Here is a 20,095-nt window from a genome sequence, read left to right as displayed (position 1 = left end):
TGAATCCTTAAACTTTTTCGAAAATGTAGTAAAATGTAATTGAAAGCGGATTACATTTTCTGTTTTCAAAGGTACAATCTTTCTAATTTTGCTAATAAAGAAAAGGAGTTATTTTCATGACTGTATCTTTTAAAGCACTAATGGTAAATAAGACTGAAGATGATTTTTCGGTTGACATCAAAACGATTTCTTTGAATGACTTGCCTGATGCCGATGTTTTAATTAAAGTTGCTTATTCCGGCATCAACTACAAAGATGGTTTAGCTAGTATTCCAAATGGAAAAATTGTAAAATCTTATCCTTTTATACCGGGTATTGATCTAGCAGGAGTAGTAGTGTCTTCTCAAGATCCCCGTTTCAGCGAGGGAGATGAAGTCATTGCAACGAGTTACGAAATCGGTGTTTCCCATTATGGCGGCTATAGTGAATTTGCCCGCATTCCTGGTGATTGGATTGTTCCTTTGCCAAAAGGCTTGACATTGAAAGAAGCAATGGTATTTGGAACGGCAGGATTTACAGCAGCTCTTTCCATTCAGAGGCTTGAAGATCATGGTTTAACACCTGATAAAGGAAAGGTTCTTGTCACAGGAGCAACCGGTGGAGTTGGAAGCTTAGCTGTTTCGATGCTAGCGAAACGAGGATACGATATCGTCGCTAGCACTGGAAAAGCTTTAGAACATGATTTCTTACATAAGCTCGGTGCAAAAGAGATTATCTCTCGTGAAGACGTTTATAATGGAAAAATTAGACCATTGGATAAACAGCTATGGGCAGCTGCAATTGATCCTGTAGGAGGAGAACAGCTCGCATCAATTTTAAGTAAAATACAGTACGGCGGATCTGTTGCTGTGAGTGGATTAACCGGCGGTGCAGACGTACCTGCGACTGTGTTTCCGTTTATTCTTCGAGGCGTCAATTTGCTTGGTATCGATTCTGTATATTGCCCGATGGATATTCGAAAAGAGCTTTGGAATCGGATGGCAACCGACTTAAAACCGGCTGCTCTTTCAGATCATATTCAAAAAGAAATCACGCTTGAACAATTGCCTGAAACACTTCCGACAATCTTAAAAGGACAAACACGAGGAAGAATTATTGTAAAGTTATAAGAAAACTAGCATAAGTTTTAAACTCCCAACCTTAACATGGAAATTGGTTTCATTTTAAAACAGCAAAAGGCTGCTATTGTTTAGCAGCCTTTTGCGTCAAATTTCCCAATTCTGTTATTGTTTATTGGGTCATCATTATTTTTTTTGCGTTCGTTTTAGAAACTTTTCTAAGTGAATCCAATTTCGATGATAAAGCGTTAAACCACTGCTCATCTTTTGTTAATAACGCCAAATCAATTAATTGTAAAATTTGTTCCTCATTGATTTCCGTTGAAACAGGCAACTTTTCAATCCAATTGATTAACACACCCACTGTTTTTCCAATCGATTTATTATTATCAGATTCAATAACATGTACTTTTGCTATCCCTTGTAAGAAATCTACACTTTCAATATAACCGCGTATCAATTCACCATTTCTCGTTTTCCCTTTCACCCAATCTCCGCTTTCCAATCGATTGTTGCCGGGCATCAACATCACTTTTCACCGTCCCTTACTTTATATTAAAAATGTCTTCGAAGAAAAAACATATCACCGTACATCAAATATGAAAAATAGTAAACTATGAACATGAAGCAAAAATCGGTGTCTTTTTTAGAAAGTAATTGTAATTTTATTGTTTACAGTTCATATTGTCAACAAAAGTCACTCACAAAGAGAACCATCATTGAACCATTTTTGATAAAACAAAATTTATCCAATTTCTATCAATTACGAATAACAAATCAAGTTTTATTTTATTATAACGAAAAAAAGCAGATCTGTGCATAGGATCTGCTTTTGTTTTTTCAAAATTCAATTATTTTTTGTCCTCTTCCAACAAAGGTTGAATATATATTGAATAATCAACTTTGATTTCCATTTGTTCCCAGCGCTTTAACCATTGTTTTTCACTGAGCGGTTTTGCAATCGGTGTCTTTGAGTGCTTACCGATTTGAAACGGATCCACTCTCCACTTTTGCAGTTTTTTCATAAATTCAGAAGTTTGTTTTTCCAGATACGTTTCAATGTCTTTTTTGAGTTCTGCTAATTCATCTTCATTGAATATATTTTTATTCCCCAAGTACTCCATGATTCTGCCGCTCATTTCGACTTTGATTGTTAATGACGAAAAATTTCGATTCAAATCCATATGAACATTTGAACGAATTTCACCTAAGACGACAGATAATGGCTCAATTGGAAGAAATTTAAGGTAGTGATCATTGTCAATGAGTTGGATGATATTCTCTTCAACGTTATTAACCGTTGCTATTAGTTTGTCATGTCTGAAGATTGCCGTTCCCTCATATGCGAAATTTTCTTTGTCTGCCTTGAAGACCGGCAAAATCGGATCGGAAAATGGAGAATATAAATTTTTCATATATTGGTGGATGTTAATGACCGTCAATTCACCTTGTCTTTTTTTCTCATAGTGTTTAAACATGAGATAAAGAAAATAATCAAGGTTCTCATTTCTGCGCACTTGATTTTTTATATATTCTTCAAAATCTCCTTTGACGATGACGACATAAAGGCGCTGGGAAATATCAGGCTCTATCAAAAACATATTAATCAATGGCATAATTCCTTTTTTCGCTAAGTCTTCATCAATGAACAACAGTCGAATTTGTCCGGCTTTTAATTCTCGAAAATATTTATAATTAAATTTCTGAGCCCCTTGTCTCACAAGGTCGGCTTGAATGGTGACCGGTCCCTTCTTTTCTTTCAACAACGGCGGCATTAACGTAGTCATTTTCAACTGTCCCTCTTCACCCTCTTTTGTATACCAAAAAGTAATAGGGGCGATTTCTTCGATCATATTGTTTTCCAAAAAAGGGGAACATCCTGCTGTTGTCATCATACAGGCCACAAAAGTCATTAAGAGAATCTTTTTGATTTGTCCCATATTTAGACACGCCCCTTTACTTTGCCGGCAATTAGAACGAATGCAGGAACCAACAAATACGTTAATGACCCTAACCATATTTGAAGGTCAAGCAAGATGCTCCGTTTTTCTTCTGTTTTCCATAACCATTCATTGGCAAGGATGATAAAGGCAAAAACCGTTATAAAGCTCGCCATAAAACCGATTCGAGTCGTTTGTTCATGCAACCTTCGCAAAACAATTCGGGCGGCTCCATAAAAAAATAAGACAAGAATGGAAATCACAACGACAAAATGAAGCATATATACAGAGATAAGAAAAATATCAATTCGTTCAATGAAGGGAAATTGCAAATACCGAATCATGCTGATCACAGGAAAATTACTTTTGCTTAAGTATTTTGGACCAAAAAAAAGCAACGATGCTATAAACGCAATCAAGTACTCGAAAACAGAAAACGCATTCGCTGCCGTCAAATATTTCAGCATCTTTTGCTGCGGTTTTAACCAAGGAGCCAAACATATCAAATACTCCGGTCCTGACAAAGATGATAAAAGCAGCAACAGCCCTTTCCAAGAAAACATCGACCACTCAGTCGGAATTAAAGGATATAAATCATAAAGAGATGCGATTGGCGGAAAGAAAAAAGGAAGAAATAAAAAAATCATCCAAAACGTACATAAAAAAGCGATGACGAAAAAACGGATCGTATTCCCCATTCCTTGAATGGCTACATAACAACTAACGAGAAAAATAAAAATAATCATCCAAGTTGGATTCATCGAAGGGTATATAATTTGGTGAACCATTTCCGCATACCCGAGTGTGATAACGGTTATTTTGATTAAAATGAAAAAAAGTCCGGCAAAGGCAAAAAAACGAACCATTCGCTCTCCAAAGAGCTGTACAAAACCTTTATAACCTTTGTGGAAAAATTTGAAGCCAACCATTTGGATAACATAATGAGAATCATCTGAGATAAAAACCCTATGGCAAGAATGCCCCAAATCATAGACGAATCCGCCAAATACAATGGCATGATGATAAAAAAGTAAAGCATTTGCATGCGGTTCACCATGAACATTACATAAATGCCATCATAGGTTGACGTATGATCAAATAATAAAAGTGCTTTCATTCCGTCATCTCCTTCGGCCGTATCGCCATTTTTGCAAGGGATGTAAATGCTCAGGCCGGCTTTTCATCCAAGTTATTGGACCGCGAATGAAAAGATCGATCCAATCCTTCCAGTAAAATGGGGCTACCGGTGCAAAATAAGGTTGTTTCAGTGAAGTCAGCCCATTCAGATGTGCAAGAATGACAATCATCCCAAGAGCGATGCCGGGAACCCCAAACAAAGATGAAAGCAGAAGAAAAGCAAATTGAATTAACGTGTTTGCTTTCGTCATTAAATAGTTTGGTACCAAAAACGAAACAATGGCCGATATACCCATCAGCACAATTAACAATTTGCTGGCGAAACCGGCTTCAACCGCGGCTTGTCCTATCACGATGCCGCCAATCATTCCCAATGTTTGACTTGATTTAGATGGCATTCTAAGACTTGCTTCTTTAATAATTTCGATCGTAATTAACATAAAAAACGCTTCCCAAAATGGACTAAAAGGCAATTTACTTCTCGATTCCACTAAAACAGAAAGAACTTGCAGCGGCATTACCTGATAATGATGTGTCGTTGCCGCAACATAAATCGGGATCAACACCACAGAAAGAAAAAAGCTGACATACCGAATGAAACGCAAAAAACTTGCAACAAGCCAGCGGTTAATATAATCCTCAGGAGATTGAAAAAGATGAAACAATGTAATTGGTGCAATTAACGCAAATGGAGTATTGCCTACCAAAATAGTAATTTTTCCTAGACCCAATAAAGCAGCACAAACATCCGGGCGATCGGTATGTTGAAACTGCGGAAATACACTATGATGATGATCTTCCATAAATGCGGCAACTTGGGAAGAATCAAAAAAAACATCATAATTAATTTCGGAGATTTTCTTTTTTGCTATGGATATATATTCAGGATTGGTCAGTCCTTCAATGTACATAAGAACAACCATTGTTTCACTTAAAGAACCGACTGTAAATTTCTCCGCTTTCAGTTCAGTTATAGGAAGACGCCTGCGAATTAATGTAATATTCTGCTCTAATTGTTCACTGAAGCTGTCTTTTGCTCCATATAGAATGGTTTCCTGTTCAGATGTTTCGATGGCACGGCTCAATGGATTTCCAAGAAGAACAGCCCACCATTGATTATGTAAAGAATCTTTTATAAGAATGGACCCAAACATCAGTTGTTTTTGTGCCTCCTCTAAAGTGGAAATTTGCAATATTTTAGAGGCTGCTATACATTCAATAACCGTATCATTATACCCGCGCATTAACGGTTCAATCACAGTTTCATTTAGTCGCTCTTGATCAATCAGCGTTTTAATATATGCAATTGTCGCCTTCTGGCCTTTCGCGTTTTGCCGTTCAATGATTTCTGCATCATTCATGTTGGCTAGCAAGTTTTCTAGAGCTTCTGTCGTTACAGCTGTATGTTTCATCTTGTGAAGATGTTTTTTATTCTTTTGACCGTTTCCAGTTGTACGATTTTTCCAAAACATCAACATTCATCACCTGAATTCGTAAAGTGGATACCTATTTCCACATTTATTATGCTCAGCTGAACTTCATTTACTCAGAAAAAGATTGGATCACGATTTACTTTCCTATAAGTTTAGTTTACATAATATTATTATTTTAAATAAAAAAATCCTCGATTAAACGAGGATTCTTTCATATTAAAAGTTTATTGATTTTTTCTACCACCAATTAAATCCGTCCTCTTCCAATAATTTATGTGAAGCCTCCGGTCCCATCGAACCTGAGGTATAGTGATGGAGAGGGAGGATATTCTCTTCAAATGCTTCTAAAATTGGCTGAACCCACTTCCATGATAATTCAACTTCTTTCCAATGAGCAAAATATGTTGAGTCGCCTCGCAACGCATCGTATAGTAAAATCTCATAGGCTTCTGGGGCATCTTTTTGGCTGGCTGAGAAGTTGACGTGAACGGGCTCGATCTTTCCGTCTATTGGATTCTTGCTATTTAATTGGAAAGAAACCCTTTCGTTCGGATTGATCTCAATTACCAAAAGATTTGGAACCGTTTTCATATTATCAGTAATATATAAATCCTTTAATGGATTTTTGAATTCAATCACTATTTTTGTACACTTTTCCCTCATTCTTTTTCCCGTACGGATATAGAATGGCACCCCGCTCCAAAAAGGAACATCAATCCATAATCGGGCAGCCACAAAAGTATCGGTCGTTGAAGAAGCATCGACTCCTGGTTCTTCTCTGTATCCAACAACCGGTTCACCATTGATTTCCCCCGGACCATATTGACCGCGAACTACATGCTTGGCAACGTCTTCTTTCAGCAATGGCCGAAGATATTCCATGACCTTTATCTTCTCATTTCTGATGTCTTTTGAACTGATTCGTTCAGGCATTTTCATGGCCGTCATCATCAACAACTGCAGCATGTGATTTTGAAACATATCGCGAATTGCACCAGCTTGGTCATAATAACCTGCTCTTTCTTCGACCCCGACCGTTTCACTGGCTGTAATTTGTACATTGGCAATGTATTGGTTGTTCCAAATTGCTTGAAGCACAGGGTTGGCAAATTCCAATGCTTCCAAGTTTTGCACCATCGGTTTTCCAAGATAGTGGTCAATCCGATAAATTTCATCTTCTTCAAACACGTTTCTTAGGCTTTCGTTTAATTCTTGGGCAGATTTCAAATCATTCCCGAACGGTTTTTCAATAACAAGACGTTTCCACCCTTTTGTGGTGCCTAATCCGCTTTTTTTGATGTTTGAAGCAATCACACCGATAAATTCAGGTGCAACAGAAAGGTAGAACATTCGATTTTCCGGGATATTCAATTCTTCTTCACGTTTTTTGACGAACTCAAACAAATCTCTAAACCCTTCTTCATTATTAACATCCAATCGAAAGAAACGAAATGCACTTAAAAATTCTTTCATTTTGATTGAATCAATGACAAAACGTCTAGAAAAAGTTTTTAATGATTGCTCTACGCGCATCTGATATTCATTATCCGACCAATCTCTTCGCCCTAGACCAATAACGGAAAATGATTGTGGCATTTTTTGATCCAGAAATAAATTATACAAAGCAGGGTAGATTTTCCTTTTAGCTAGATCCCCTGACGCACCAAACAAGACAAAGGTCATCGAATCCACTTTTCATACCTCCACATAATCATTTGTTGCGGCAAATATTAGTATAATATGTATAACTTCCTTTTGTAAGTACGCACTTATTAATCTTATAGTTACATAAAGTATATATAGTGTTGAAAAATATACTATAAATAAACAAAAAGACCTGGACAGCAACATTGACAAATGATTCTGGCCATGGATACGTAAGGATATTCATTTCTTAATATATATGTAATTTTTCGCCGTCATTTTTATTTCTTTCCCTTTAAACTTTCCAGTTTTTGATCACATTTCCCATAGATAAATTTTTCTTATAGTATACTTTTTATACTATGTGTTAATAAAGTGCGTACTTTTTAAAAAAATTGATAGATAGTATATTAACAGTGTACAGGCAAAAGAAGGTATATAATACTCACTTGCTTGTACATTAAAAGTTACATAAGTGTAACAAAAAAAAACTAAAAATTTCGAAAAGGAGTGTATAATTTATGGAACTTCAATTAGCTCTAGATTTGGTAAACATTGAAGAAGCAAAACAAGTAGTAGCTGAGGTTCAGGAGTATGTCGATATCGTAGAAATCGGTACTCCGGTTATTAAAATTTGGGGTCTTCAAGCTGTAAAAGCAGTTAAAGACGCATTCCCTCATTTACAAGTTTTAGCTGACATGAAAACTATGGATGCTGCAGCATATGAAGTTGCGAAAGCAGCTGAGCATGGCGCTGATATCGTAACAATTCTTGCAGCAGCTGAAGATGTATCAATTAAAGGTGCTGTAGAAGAAGCGAAAAAACTTGGCAAAAAAATCCTTGTTGACATGATCGCAGTTAAAAATTTAGAAGAGCGTGCAAAACAAGTGGATGAAATGGGCGTAGACTACATTTGCGTGCACGCTGGATACGATCTTCAAGCAGTAGGTAAAAACCCATTAGATGATCTTAAGAGAATTAAAGCTGTCGTGAAAAATGCAAAAACTGCTATTGCGGGCGGAATCAAATTAGAAACATTACCTGAAGTTATCAAAGCAGAACCGGATCTTGTCATTGTTGGCGGCGGTATTGCTAACCAAACTGATAAAAAAGCAGCAGCTGAAAAAATTAATAAATTAGTTAAACAAGGGTTATGATCAGCATGCTGACAACTGAATTTTTAGCTGAAATTGTAAAAGAATTAAATAGTTCGGTTAACCAAATCGCCGATGAAGAAGCCGAAGCACTGGTTAACGGAATCCTTCAATCAAAGAAAGTTTTTGTAGCCGGTGCAGGAAGATCCGGTTTTATGGCTAAATCCTTCGCAATGCGAATGATGCACATGGGTATTGATGCCTATGTCGTTGGCGAAACCGTAACACCTAACTATGAAAAAGAAGACATCTTAATCATTGGATCCGGCTCAGGAGAAACAAAAAGTCTCGTTTCCATGGCTCAAAAAGCAAAAAGCATTGGCGGAACCATCGCGGCTGTAACGATCAACCCTGAATCAACAATTGGGCAATTAGCGGATATCGTTATTAAAATGCCAGGTTCGCCTAAAGATAAATCAGAAGCTAGAGAAACCATCCAACCAATGGGATCTCTTTTTGAACAAACCTTATTATTGTTCTATGATGCTGTCATTTTGAGATTCATGGAGAAAAAGGGCTTGGATACAAAAACAATGTACGGAAGACATGCTAATCTTGAGTAGGCATGATGAAAAAAGGAAAGACCGTGAAATTTTTCGGGTCTTTCCTTTTTATTTACATAAAAAAAGCGGAGTTTTTTCTGAAGCATCATATATCGGATTGAAGACATATTTATCTGAATAACGGCTCATTTATTGGAACGAAGGCTCATATTTCTAAATATCCGCTCATTTATTGGAATGAAGGCATATATTTCAGAATAACAGCTCATAAATCTGAAAAATGCCTCATATATCTGATAGAACTTCATTTGCAATAAGTTCATAAGATTGAATTCGATCTTCATACCTATGTGTAATGGTAATAATCATGATTTCGTCCGCTTCATATGATGTTTGTAATTCAAAAAGCTGTTCTTTCACTTCACGCGGATTACCGATCACCATTTTGTTTCGCAAATTTTTTATCTTCAATTTGTCATCGCTATTATATGAGTACTGTTTGGCTTCCTCTACTGAGGGTACCCCTTTTCTTCCTTCTCCTTTTTCAAGTTGTATTTCCCACAAGAGATTACTTAAGGCAAGTTCCTTTGCTCTTTCTGTTGTTTCAGAACAAATAGCGGAAACAGCAACAATTGATTTAGGTCGTTGCAACCTGCCATTTGCTTTAAAATTTTTGATATAGTTTTTCACAATACTCGTTCCTTCTTTATCACTCATAAAGTGTCCGAATGCATATGCAGTGCCGGTTTCCGCCGCAAGAATCGCACTTTTTTCACTCGTTCCGAGAATCCATGGTTCAGGGGAGATCTCGGGTACCGGGGAAGCAGAAATTTTTGAATACATATGATCAGAAGAAAAATCATTATTTAAGAAATGGAGAAGATCATTGAAAGAATCAGGCATTTTCCGAACTTGTTCCAAAAAATTATCTGAAAGAGCCATGGTTGCTTCAGCAGACCCTCCTGGAGCTCTGCCAATTCCTAAATCAATACGATTCGGAAATAAGGTTGCAAGCATATTAAAAGTTTCGGCAATTTTATAAGGCTTATAATGTGGGAGTAAAACCGCACCAGCTCCAATACGAATTTTTTCTGTGTTTGCACCAATGTATCCTAACATGACTTCAGGGGCTGAACAAGCAAGTGCAGGGAGATCATGGTGCTCAGCAATCCAGTAACGAGTATATCCTAATTTTTCTCCAATTTGCGCAAGTTTCATTGATTCATGCAATGCTTGTGCGGGTGTTGTTCCTGAAGAAATTGGGGATTGGTCTAAAATACTTAATCTCATAGCGTATTTCCTACTTTCTGAATGAGAATAAACTTTTTTGAGTGCAGAAATACCTTTCATGAATGGGGCTGACTCATAAGGGTCTGACTCCCTCCAATATTAACAACAGATAGAACGAAGTTATTATTGAAGGGGTCTGACCTTTGCATCTGAGTCAGCCTCTTTTAAACAACTATTGCTATTTTATCCTTGAAAGGTTTGTTTCACAACCTCTTTAAGCGGAGTCGGTGTTCCAATTAGTTTAGTCAGATCTTCTGACGTTTTGGAGGTCTCACCTTCGGATACAGCCTGATAGATTTCTGCAGAAAACTCAGCGACTGGTTCTGGCAGCCCGGCCTTTACAAGGTACTCCTTCATCTCATCAAATGTAACTGATCGATGCACAACCTTCTTGCCAGTAACTTCAGTGATAACTTGTGCAAGTTCATTGAAGCTCCAAGGTTGTGGGTTCACAAGATTATATGATTTGTTTTCATGACCTTCCTCAGTAAGAACAGTTGCAGCGGCCAATGCAAGATCTTTGCGTGTCACTGTATTAAGGACACCGTTTCCAGTATTTGTAATTAATTCTCCGCTTTCTATTGCTGCATTGAGCCCAGGATTTACAAAGACTTCTGTATATAAAGAGTTTCGCAGGAACGTATAAGGAATGTTCGTGGTCCGAATTGCATATTCCGTAGCCATATGGACGTGTGCAAGAGACACTTGAGATTCTTCACCAAATGCATAACCTGTATAAGCAATATGTTTAACCCCTGCATCTCTTGCTGCTTGAACGACATTTGCATGCTGACGCACACGAAGTGTATTATCAGTATCCGGGCTAGAGATAAACAGCACCTTTTTAGCTCCCTCAAAAGATTTTTTCATCGACGCCATATCTAAATAATCACCATAACGAACTTCCACTCCAAGTTCGGCAAGATTTGAAGCTTTTTCCACATTGCGAACACTTGCAATGATTTCATTTGCAGGTACATTTTTAAGTAAGTGTTCAATAACCAGACCTCCTAAAATGCCGGTAGCCCCAGTCACAACAATTGACATAGTTGATCTTCCCTTCTAACAAATTTCTCAACAGGGTTTAGATGTAACACATTTAGTTACAACCATATGAAAAAAATATGAAAGCAACTATGATCACTCATTCCCCTTCTTGATGTAACCATTATAGTTTCAACAGAAAATGAAAGTCAAGGAAAACGCATTTAATACGGGTGAGGTGCAGGCCCGCATCACTTTAGGGCCAGACCCCTTCCTACTGCCAAATTCGTTTGTTTTCTACTCGTTTTGTAAGTCCGAGTGCATCGAGGCGCTCAAGAAATGGAATCATATATTTCCGCGATAAATTCAATGCTTTTTTCGCATCACCTATTTCAAATTGTGTTCCGGTGTGTTCTTTCAACCTTTTAAATGCTTCTTTGAAATGATCGCTATGCCAATAGTACTGATCATTGAGCCGTACAACAAATCCCTGTTCCTCCAAATACTTTTTCAAGTCATCAACCAAGTTGTCAGGAATGCCGGCATCCGCAATATAATCAGTTAAATAACGAACCTTTAAGCCATCTGTTTTTAATTCATCAAGCATAGTCTCTACTCGTTTTTGCCAGTTTTCCGGTACATGAGGCAAAAACTCACCGAGAAATACAAATTGCTCGCGGCGGCCAAACACTCCACTTTCAACTCCTTTTTCCAAAACATGCTCAATTAATGTACGAGGGTACGTTTTTTGCAGCATTTGAAGTAATTGAGCTTTATTTAACCCTTGCTTCATCGGAGAAGCCGCATGAAATTCTTTCAAATGGCTGTAAATTTCTTCTTCAACTGCATTTACAATTGATGCTAACGTATATTCTTTTCCGTTATAAAAGACAAATGATTTGTCTTCCAGCACATGTTTTAACGTTTCTTCATCAAGAGAAGTTTTCTTCATAAGCTCCTTGAACCCAGCACTTATTTCTTCGGTTAAAACTTTTGTAACTCGTTCTTTAGGAGTTCCTTCTTTTTTCTTTTCAAGCTCTTCAATTGTTTTCATGCCAAACCGATGCTTTTTCCCATTTGGATCAATGACCCAGCCTCCGCCGATTGTTTCCTGCGGACTCGGACGCCTTAAAATAAACCGGTCTCCCCGTTTCGCAACAATCTCTTCATCAAGTCGGAGTTGACAAAGAACTTCACCGTTTTCCTCCTTTAACTCGTTGCGGTCAAAGAAAATGATTCGTCCCATTACTTCAGCCGTACCTATGTGGCATTTGATCGGCATTCTTTGCTTCACTTCATATTTAAGATCATCAACAATTCGAATCGCCACATCGATCGTTTTTGTCACAGTGAAATGCTCAGATGATACAAGAACATCACCCCGTTCTAATTCTTCCTTTGAGACCCCGGAAAGGTTAATGGCCGCACGCTGCCCTGCAAATGCTCTTTCAGCAGGCTGGTAATGCACTTGAATCTGGCGTGCGCGAACTTCAATTCCCTTTGGCAAAATTATTAAAGGCTGTCCTTCCTCAACAGTGCCTTCATAAACCGTCCCTCTTACAACCGTTCCCTGTCCTTTCACGGTAAAAACCTGGTCAATAGGAAGGCGAAAAGGACCATTTGCATCCCTGGGTTCCATACCTTTTAACATTTTAATAATCAAGTGTTTTAACTCATCAATCCCTTTTTTCGATAAACTATCAACCAATACAAACGGAGAATGTTCAAAAACCGTTCCTATTAACTCTTGTAAAATATCATCTTTGACAAGTTCAATAAATTCTTCCTCAACCCGGTCAATTTTGGTAATGGCAACAATCCCGCACTTGATTCCGAGAAAGCCAAGGATTTCCAGATGCTCCCGAGTTTGCGGCATGACGCCTTCATCAGCAGCAACAACAAGGACAACAAGATCAATCCCGGCAACTCCGGCAATCATCTGACGGATGAAACGCTCGTGTCCAGGAACATCTATAACGGATATCTGAATTTCTCCATCATCGTATAAAGGTGCATAGCCAAGTTCAATTGATATTTGCCGCTCTTTTTCCTCTTTCAGCCGGTCAGTGTCAACATTTGTAAGAGCTTTCGTTAATGAAGTTTTCCCGTGGTCGATATGCCCTGCCATTCCAATTGTAAAAAACCTTTTATTCAACGGTGCCACCTTCTTCATTATTTCTAATAGTTTTCGAACAAAAGAATTTACAAAAGGAGCAGAGCACCGAGAGCACCGCAATATTCTCCATGATCTAAAAACACATGATCAATTCCCACCATCTTTTTGTAGGAAGAAAGGCACTGTTTAAGCGGTTCATTCCCGGCAAGTGTGCTCCCGATATAAACAAGTCTATCAGCATGAAAAGCTGTTACTGCTTGCATACTAAGCAAAACAAGGGTTTCCCCGATCATATTTATCACAGCAGCAGCCTTGTCCTCTTTTGAACTATTAGGATTGATAACTCCCTTCGCAAAATTGCTGGCGGTTAAGTTTCCGTCAATTGGCGGTTCCTGCGGATAATAAATATCTTTGACTAATAAATCAACATTCCCTTTATTTCCCTTAGACGCTAATTCAACCAGTTTGATAAAATCCGTTTCACCTGTGAGCAAAGCACCAAGTCCCATCAATGTTCCGCCGCCGATTCCACTCCCAAAAATCCGCGTGTAATTGTTATTTTCTGCGACAAACCATGAAGTTCCCGTTCCAATATTTACAATTACCAATTTCTTAGTAGTATCGATTTTAGCCTCTTTTAATAAAAACATGGCTCCCTCACAAGTTGAATCGAATTCGGGAAAAATCTTGCCTTCAGGGAAAAATTGATCCTTCATAAAAGCAGCTTTTCCACCTGTTAAAGCTACTTTTGCATTTGGCGCAACCATTTTTATCCATTCAAGAGCTGATGTAAGCTCCCTAATCGGATATTTTTTGTAATGAAAGACACCGCTATCTTCATAAGCGATTTTCACTAATGAACCACCGGCATCAATCCCAACTTTTTTTATATTCATGCTTGTCCCCCTAAAAACAATAAAATCCTTTACATTATAATCAATTTTAAAATAATGTAGGAAGTTTTTCGTTCTTGTCAATAAAAGATTTTTTGTTCTTGAGGTTTTTAGCCCCTTTATATCTTTTTTGAGCTGCTTTGGAACTTTTATGAGCCACTTTATTTGTTTTATGAGCTATCTTAACAAAATCTATTTTATTTTTTATGAAACAAAAACAATGCTCCGAAAAGCATAACAATTGCGAGTATTTTTTTTAAATCAAGCGGCACAATCTTTCCACCTAGCAGCCCGAAATGATCAATGATCGCACCCATTAGCAGCTGTCCTGCTATGACAGTAATCAAAGTGGGCGTCACACCTATTTTTGGAACAACAAGAACCATGATAAACACATATGAAGCACCAAGTAAACCGCCGATCAGCTGCCATTTTGGAACATGAGAGACAGCAGAAATATTTCCTTTTCCAAAAAATATAACAACAAAAAATAATGCGAGGGCACCGATGACAAAAGAAATGAATGCCCCTTCAACGGCACCGACTTTTTTTCCCAGTCCGCCATTAATAACAGCCTGTAAGCCGATTGCGCACCCCCCAAGCAGTGCAAGAAATGAAAACAGCCATTTCATTTACGATTACACCTCCTTTTTCACAAGTATGCTTGCATTCAATATTTATCAATTAAGACCCCGTCTTCTAATTCAAGCCTTTTCGAATGTTCATGAGAAATGACTTTTCCATCGTGAACTTTGATTTTTTTCTTAAATAATGGACCATCATAGACAAAGGTATGATATTCACCAGCTTCCCCCATCGGGCAAACATTTTTCTTCACGATGTCATGAAGAAACTGGTCATTTACTTCTCTTCCAAGCCATGATTCTTCCAGCATATCTTTTCTCACTCTTATAACCTTAGCTTTATAGCCTGATCTTACAAATGCTTCTAAAGCTTTGAGCGCTTTCGATTGTTTCATCCATAACGGAAACATCGCCTCTAAACCGCTTAATTGCGCTGTCTTTTCTCCCCACTCGCGGTGTTCATCCAAATAAAGATCACCAAATGCAATTACTTCTAAATTATACTTCGTTTTTAGTATTTTTAAAGATTCTATGAAACTTTCGGTATAACTTTCAAAAGTGCATTCTATAAAATGAACAGGGACATTCAAAGCTTCCCCTTGGAGTGTAATTAATTCCGTTTTTTCCCCGTGTGCAAACGTCCGCCTCATTTCTTTCGGAACCGTCGTAACGAAACAAGCGATTTTATAGCCTTTCTTTACAAGCTTGTCAAACGCCATGCATCCATCTTTTCCTCCGCTCCAGGATAGAGCAATGTTTTTACACATTTTATCACCTCTGCATTCAATGTCCACACTCGAAATAGAAAAACAGAGCACGCTTGATCTGTTGAATTTGCGTGCCCATGTATGTTTACTTAATTGACAAACTGAAATTCGGTTGTGCTTCCGCTTTGGGTAGCGATGACTTCCAGTCTTGCATCGATCCGCTCTTTCAGTTCGGGGACATGGGAAATGATTCCGACAAGCCGGCCGCTGTTCTGGATATCGATCAAGGCCTCAATTGCCTGATCTAAAGATTCGGGATCAAGCATTCCAAATCCTTCATCAATAAACATTGTTTCTAATGAAACTCCTCCGGCATACGTTTGAACAACATCAGCGAGACCAAGTGCAAGTGAAAGAGCGGCCTTAAAACTTTCTCCTCCTGAAAGTGTTTTCACATGGCGTTCCCGACCTGTATACTGGTCAAAAACAAGGAGTTCAAGCCCGCTTTGAACATTTCCTTTTGAACGATCCGTTTTCCTTAGGAGCTGATAGCGGCCGCTCGTCATTTTGGCTAGGCGAATGTTTGCTTCTCTTAAAATATCATCTAAAAAGGCCGCCAATACATACCTTTCAAATGTAATCCGGTATGTATTTTGTCCCCGCGAAATATCATATAAGTGTCCTATGATTTTATACCGTTCTTCAAGGACTTTTATTTCCTCGTTGATATTTGTCACTTTTTTCAATATTTCTTCATTATCCCGCTTTTTCATGAAAAGATTCGTATATCGTTCTTGTAATTCTTTTATTTGGTCGTTTATTTGATGCAATTCATTTAACAAACCGTCTAAATCAGGTTCTTTTACGTCCTTTAACATGTCTGACAGTTCAACGTAGCGATCGTTGACAGACCTGTACTCTTCCCAGTACTTTCGAACTTCAAGCTCCAGCTTCTTGATTTCGGTTTCCGTTCTTTTCGCCTCGCTATACTCCTTATAAGTGGGAAACCCTTGTCCAATCATGTTGTTTTTAAAAGATTCTTTTTCAGCAGCCAATTTTTTCTCTGTTTCAGCCATTTGCTTTTTCACTGTTTCAAAGCGCGCGTTTTCCGTAGCATACTTTTCCTTTGTATTCTGAAACTGTTGTTGTGCTTGTTCCAGCTTTTTTTGTAATTCGTCTCTCCGGTTCAATGCTCGTTGAAGCTCTGTTTCAAACTTCTCTTCTGATCGAAGATGGTCAGGAATGCTTTCCATCAGCCTTGAAAGATTCGTTTTCTTCTCTGTAAATTGAATGGTCAACTCATGAACCTTTGCTGAAAGCTCTTGAATCTCCGTTTGGATGTTTGCCTTCTTTTCTTCACACTGTTCCAGTTCAGCGATTATTTGTTCAAGCTTTTGCTTTTGCTCTTTAAGGCGAAGCTGGCTTTCAGTCAGGTTCTTTCTTTCCGATTCGATTGATTGTTTCACTGCTTCCAACTCTTCACTCTGAAAGTCCGGGATTTCCAGAATAATTTCTGAAAGTTGTTCCTGAACCGATTGTTCTAATGAATGAACTTGTGATTTCATTTCAAACAAAGCCGACTCAGCAGTTGATTTTTCTTTTTCAAGCAAAAGTGCCTGCTTTTTTGCTTCCTTTATATCTGATTCTTCCGGTATGTCATTTTGAATGGATGCAGCCGGGTTCGGATGATGTTCGGATCCGCAAACTGGACAAGCTTTTCCTGGAGCAAGTTGTCCGGCTAGTACTGCCGCTTGGCCATGCAGCCATTTTTCCTCTAAAAACTCGGTCAAGGCTTTTGCATCTTGATATCTGGCATTTGCATGTTCATACGCCGCATTTTTTTCCTTCAGCAACGAAACTGATTTTTCATAACGATTTAATAGTTGTTCATACTTATTCAGCCGATTCCAAACTGCCTCCAGCTTTTCAAGTTTTCTTTCATTTTCAAAATAGAGAAGCTGATTTTTTTCATAATCCTGTTTTTCTAGTTTCAAATTTCTGCTCTGTTCTTCGATCTTTACTAGAAGGCTTTCTGCTGTTTGCTTCTCCTTTTTTGCTTGATCCAAAAGAAATTTCAATCGATTTGCTTCCTTCTCAATAACGGAAAACGTGCGGACATCTTTTTCGATATGTTTCAGGTGATTGAAAAGATTGATAGCATCTTGTCGTTCTTGTTCACGTTCTATTTCCGTTTGGAGTTCTGCTTCTTTCGCAGTTAGTTCTTTAGCGATAGACTGCAATTTCAAATGGATTTTCTCCGCCTCTTGTTCGAGTTGGTCCAAATCGTTTTTTAATCTATGGCAAAGCTGCTCCTGCTGGGAAAGCAAAGCTGCTTTCAAGGCAAGCGTTATTTCCTTCTCTTTTTTTTCAAACAGCTTTTTTTGAGCTTCCAATTCATTCATTCGTGCTTTTACATCCTCTAACGTTTGAAGTTGTTTAGCAATCGTTTGAGCCTCATAAATTTTCTGCTGAAGCTTGTCTCGTTCTGCTTGTTTTTCCTTGTCTTCTTTTGCCAAACGCTCGAGAGTTTCGCCCATCATTTTGATCTCATCAGTCAATAATGGGATTATCAGTGTGTCATTCACGTTGTCAGCTTCGACATACTCTTTTAACTCCTGGATGTTAACTGCATGAATCGATCGAAGAGCACGTTCACGCTGTAAAATGCGATCTTCCACTTTGTTTCTCAGCTCAACCGCTTCTTCTTTCAATTTTTCTTCGATTTTTTTATAAATTTCCGTATGAAACAATCGCTGAAGAATCACTTCTTTTTCTTTGCTGTCAGATGTAAGCAGCTTCCGGAATTCTCCTTGTGGGATCATAACAATTTGCCGGAACTGGTTTGAGTCAATCTGCATGATCTCCTTTATTTTTTCATCAACTTCTCGGATATTTGAAGCAATCAGCTGTTTTTCGCCTTTTTCATTGTAAACATATAATTCGGCTTTTGCGCCAATCGTTGTATACCCTTCACCCCGCTCCTTTCTTTTTTCTTGCTGAGGTGAACGGATAATATAATATGTTTTTTGCCTTAAGGAAAATTCGAGCGAAACTTCTGTTAAAACATCATCTTTTGCAAACTGGCTTCTGAGTTCTGGACCGTTTCGGTCTTCCCCGCTCGCTTTTCCGTAGATAGCGTAACTGATTCCATCAAAGATGGTCGTTTTTCCTGCTCCGGTTTTTCCTGAAATGACAAACATCGTCCGATTTCCTAAAACTGTAAAATCGATCGTTTCCCTTCCGGCATAAGGGCCAAACGCTTGCATTGTTAGCTTTAAAGGCCTCATCGTACTGCCTCCTCTTTAAGCACTTTTTCAATTACGCTCGCCATGATCTCTTTTTTGTCCGGCGTAAACTCTGAAGTCGTCATCTCCTGATAAAATTGTGCAAACAAATCAAGTTCTGATTTTTTCTCTTCTCTCATTGAAATAAACGATTTTTTAGTTTTCGCGTCAGTTATATCTAATTTTCTTTCAAGATGGAGAACATTTGGGTAGATTTGGCGCAGCTTATTGATTGGATCGATGAGAGCACCTTCATCAAGCAAAGTGACTTTCAGATAGTCATTGCAAGATTGTTTCTCATAAAATGCCGGATCAAGCAGCTCCTCCAGGTACCCTTCAATTTCTCTCAGATCCTTCTTAGGCTTGAGTGATTTATAGCGGATTGTAAAAGATCCGTTTCCTTCCATTTCAATGATAGATATAGACTTGTTTTGGCTGGCTTCGGAAAATGAATATTTGAGAAGTGACCCGGAATATTTTATTTTTTCGTGGTTAAGCGCATCGGGACTATGAAGGTGGCCAAGAGCAGTATATGAAAAAGGTTCAAACAATTCAGCTCCGACACATCCTGAACCTCCGACCGACAAAGCTCGTTCCGAATCAGACGTTTTTCCTCCTAATACAAAAGCATGTCCAACAAAAACATTTGGTTCATTTGGATTCAGCGTCTCTTCCATTTTGCCGATCAATGCCTTCATTGCATCGTGGTGGGAATGAATTGTGTCATCTTCGAGGAGCTGCCTCACCATACCAGGCTCAGAATAGGGAGCAAGGTAGAAATTTACACCATTAATATGGATTGGCTTAAAATCATTCGTTAGTTTCCCTGTCAAGTAAAATTGGCTTTTCCGGTACCAGGAGCTTCCAAAAGACAGCCTTTCTGCACTGTCATGATTCCCTGCAACAGCCACAATCGGTGTTTTCAATTCAACATTTATTTTGAACAATATTTCATCTAAAAGCTCTACTGCGCTTGTGGGAGGGACAGAACGGTCATAAAGATCTCCCGCAATAACAACTGCATCAGGTTTTTCCTCTTCCACAAGCTCTACAAACTGGCGGAGCACCTCACGCTGGTCTTCTGTCATATATACGCCATGGACTAATTTCCCTAAATGCCAATCTGCTGTATGTATAAATTTCAAAACTGCCACCTCTCATTCTCTCTTTTATCAATGTTATTATTATAGCAAAAGGAAAGAAGATAAGACTGCAACAGCAAAAAGAACATTTGTTCTTATATAATAACAAACAAAAATGGAAACATATACCCCAAAGTTGCGTTTTTTTAAACTAATAAGACGGTGTGAGCGGAGCCAAGCTCAAAAAATTTACAAAGCTAAACTGTATTTTGCTAAAAATTATTTT

Annotated in this window: 17 protein-coding genes; 3 read left to right on the top strand and 14 right to left on the bottom strand. The window is 38.3% G+C overall.

The window, feature by feature from the left end:
* Positions 1–116 precede the first annotated feature (116 nt).
* Positions 117–1,109, top strand: coding sequence for an NADPH:quinone oxidoreductase family protein (locus BMMGA3_RS06685; protein WP_003349288.1), 993 nt, complete (start codon positions 117–119; stop codon positions 1,107–1,109).
* 121 nt (positions 1,110–1,230) lie between these two features.
* On the opposite strand, the gene BMMGA3_RS06680 is transcribed toward BMMGA3_RS06685, so the two are convergent.
* From BMMGA3_RS06680 to zwf, 6 genes are all read right to left on the bottom strand, one after another.
* Complete coding sequence (locus tag BMMGA3_RS06680) at positions 1,231–1,587, bottom strand: IDEAL domain-containing protein (RefSeq protein ID WP_003349287.1); 357 nt, start codon at positions 1,585–1,587, stop codon at positions 1,231–1,233.
* Between the two features lie 322 nt (positions 1,588–1,909).
* Positions 1,910–2,998, bottom strand: coding sequence for a Ger(x)C family spore germination protein (locus BMMGA3_RS06675; protein WP_003349285.1), 1,089 nt, complete (start codon positions 2,996–2,998; stop codon positions 1,910–1,912).
* A gap of 2 nt (positions 2,999–3,000) precedes the next feature.
* A complete protein-coding gene (locus tag BMMGA3_RS06670; protein ID WP_003349284.1) occupies positions 3,001–3,864 on the bottom strand; it encodes a GerAB/ArcD/ProY family transporter in 864 nt (287 codons plus the stop codon).
* A complete protein-coding gene (locus tag BMMGA3_RS18245) occupies positions 3,822–4,115 on the bottom strand; it encodes a hypothetical protein (protein WP_003349282.1) in 294 nt (97 codons plus the stop codon). Before BMMGA3_RS18245 ends, BMMGA3_RS06670 begins: the two co-directional genes overlap by 43 nt.
* Before the next feature lie 4 nt (positions 4,116–4,119).
* The gene (locus BMMGA3_RS06665) at positions 4,120–5,607 is read right to left on the bottom strand and encodes a spore germination protein (RefSeq protein ID WP_003349280.1); all 1,488 of its coding nucleotides are present in this window, start codon (positions 5,605–5,607) and stop codon (positions 4,120–4,122) included.
* A 198-nt stretch (positions 5,608–5,805) separates the two neighbouring features.
* On the bottom strand, positions 5,806–7,260 hold the full coding sequence (gene zwf / locus BMMGA3_RS06660; RefSeq protein ID WP_003349278.1) for a glucose-6-phosphate dehydrogenase: 1,455 nt from the start codon (positions 7,258–7,260) through the stop codon (positions 5,806–5,808).
* Between the two features lie 473 nt (positions 7,261–7,733).
* Between zwf and hxlA the strand changes: the two genes are divergently transcribed.
* Both hxlA and hxlB read left to right on the top strand, forming a co-directional pair.
* The gene (gene hxlA / locus BMMGA3_RS06655; RefSeq protein ID WP_003349277.1) at positions 7,734–8,369 is read left to right on the top strand and encodes a 3-hexulose-6-phosphate synthase; all 636 of its coding nucleotides are present in this window, start codon (positions 7,734–7,736) and stop codon (positions 8,367–8,369) included.
* A gap of 5 nt (positions 8,370–8,374) precedes the next feature.
* The gene (gene hxlB, locus BMMGA3_RS06650) at positions 8,375–8,929 is read left to right on the top strand and encodes a 6-phospho-3-hexuloisomerase (RefSeq protein ID WP_034669560.1); all 555 of its coding nucleotides are present in this window, start codon (positions 8,375–8,377) and stop codon (positions 8,927–8,929) included.
* Between the two features lie 225 nt (positions 8,930–9,154).
* On the opposite strand, the gene BMMGA3_RS06645 is transcribed toward hxlB, so the two are convergent.
* From BMMGA3_RS06645 to BMMGA3_RS06610, 8 genes are all read right to left on the bottom strand, one after another.
* Positions 9,155–10,159, bottom strand: coding sequence for an LLM class flavin-dependent oxidoreductase (locus BMMGA3_RS06645; protein WP_034669592.1), 1,005 nt, complete (start codon positions 10,157–10,159; stop codon positions 9,155–9,157).
* A 183-nt stretch (positions 10,160–10,342) separates the two neighbouring features.
* Entirely contained in the window at positions 10,343–11,206 is an 864-nt protein-coding gene (locus BMMGA3_RS06640; protein WP_003349267.1) for an SDR family oxidoreductase, read from the bottom strand.
* Positions 11,207–11,417: 211 nt separating this feature from the next.
* Positions 11,418–13,298: a selenocysteine-specific translation elongation factor gene (gene selB / locus BMMGA3_RS06635; RefSeq protein ID WP_003349266.1), complete on the bottom strand. Its 1,881-nt coding sequence runs from the start codon at positions 13,296–13,298 to the stop codon at positions 11,418–11,420.
* Positions 13,299–13,345: 47 nt separating this feature from the next.
* Positions 13,346–14,155: a type II pantothenate kinase gene (gene coaW / locus BMMGA3_RS06630; RefSeq protein ID WP_003349265.1), complete on the bottom strand. Its 810-nt coding sequence runs from the start codon at positions 14,153–14,155 to the stop codon at positions 13,346–13,348.
* A gap of 194 nt (positions 14,156–14,349) precedes the next feature.
* Positions 14,350–14,784 carry a DMT family transporter gene (locus BMMGA3_RS06625; RefSeq protein WP_003349264.1) on the bottom strand — a complete coding sequence of 145 codons (435 nt, stop codon included), beginning with the start codon at positions 14,782–14,784 and terminating at the stop codon, positions 14,350–14,352.
* A gap of 38 nt (positions 14,785–14,822) precedes the next feature.
* Positions 14,823–15,503 carry a Dph6-related ATP pyrophosphatase gene (locus BMMGA3_RS06620; protein ID WP_003349263.1) on the bottom strand — a complete coding sequence of 227 codons (681 nt, stop codon included), beginning with the start codon at positions 15,501–15,503 and terminating at the stop codon, positions 14,823–14,825.
* A gap of 89 nt (positions 15,504–15,592) precedes the next feature.
* On the bottom strand, positions 15,593–18,730 hold the full coding sequence (locus BMMGA3_RS06615; RefSeq protein WP_003349262.1) for an SbcC/MukB-like Walker B domain-containing protein: 3,138 nt from the start codon (positions 18,728–18,730) through the stop codon (positions 15,593–15,595).
* Positions 18,727–19,872, bottom strand: a complete 1,146-nt coding sequence (locus BMMGA3_RS06610; RefSeq protein WP_034669557.1) for an exonuclease SbcCD subunit D — start codon at positions 19,870–19,872, stop codon at positions 18,727–18,729. The genes BMMGA3_RS06615 and BMMGA3_RS06610 overlap by 4 nt, the downstream gene beginning before the upstream one ends.
* Positions 19,873–20,095 lie beyond the last annotated feature (223 nt).

Origin of the sequence: Bacillus methanolicus MGA3 (genome assembly GCF_000724485.1) — a bacterium.
GTDB lineage: Bacteria > Bacillota > Bacilli > Bacillales > Cytobacillaceae > Bacillus_Z > Bacillus_Z methanolicus_A.
Note: the sequence above shows the minus strand (reverse complement) of the source record. Positions and strands in the feature narration are given on the sequence as shown.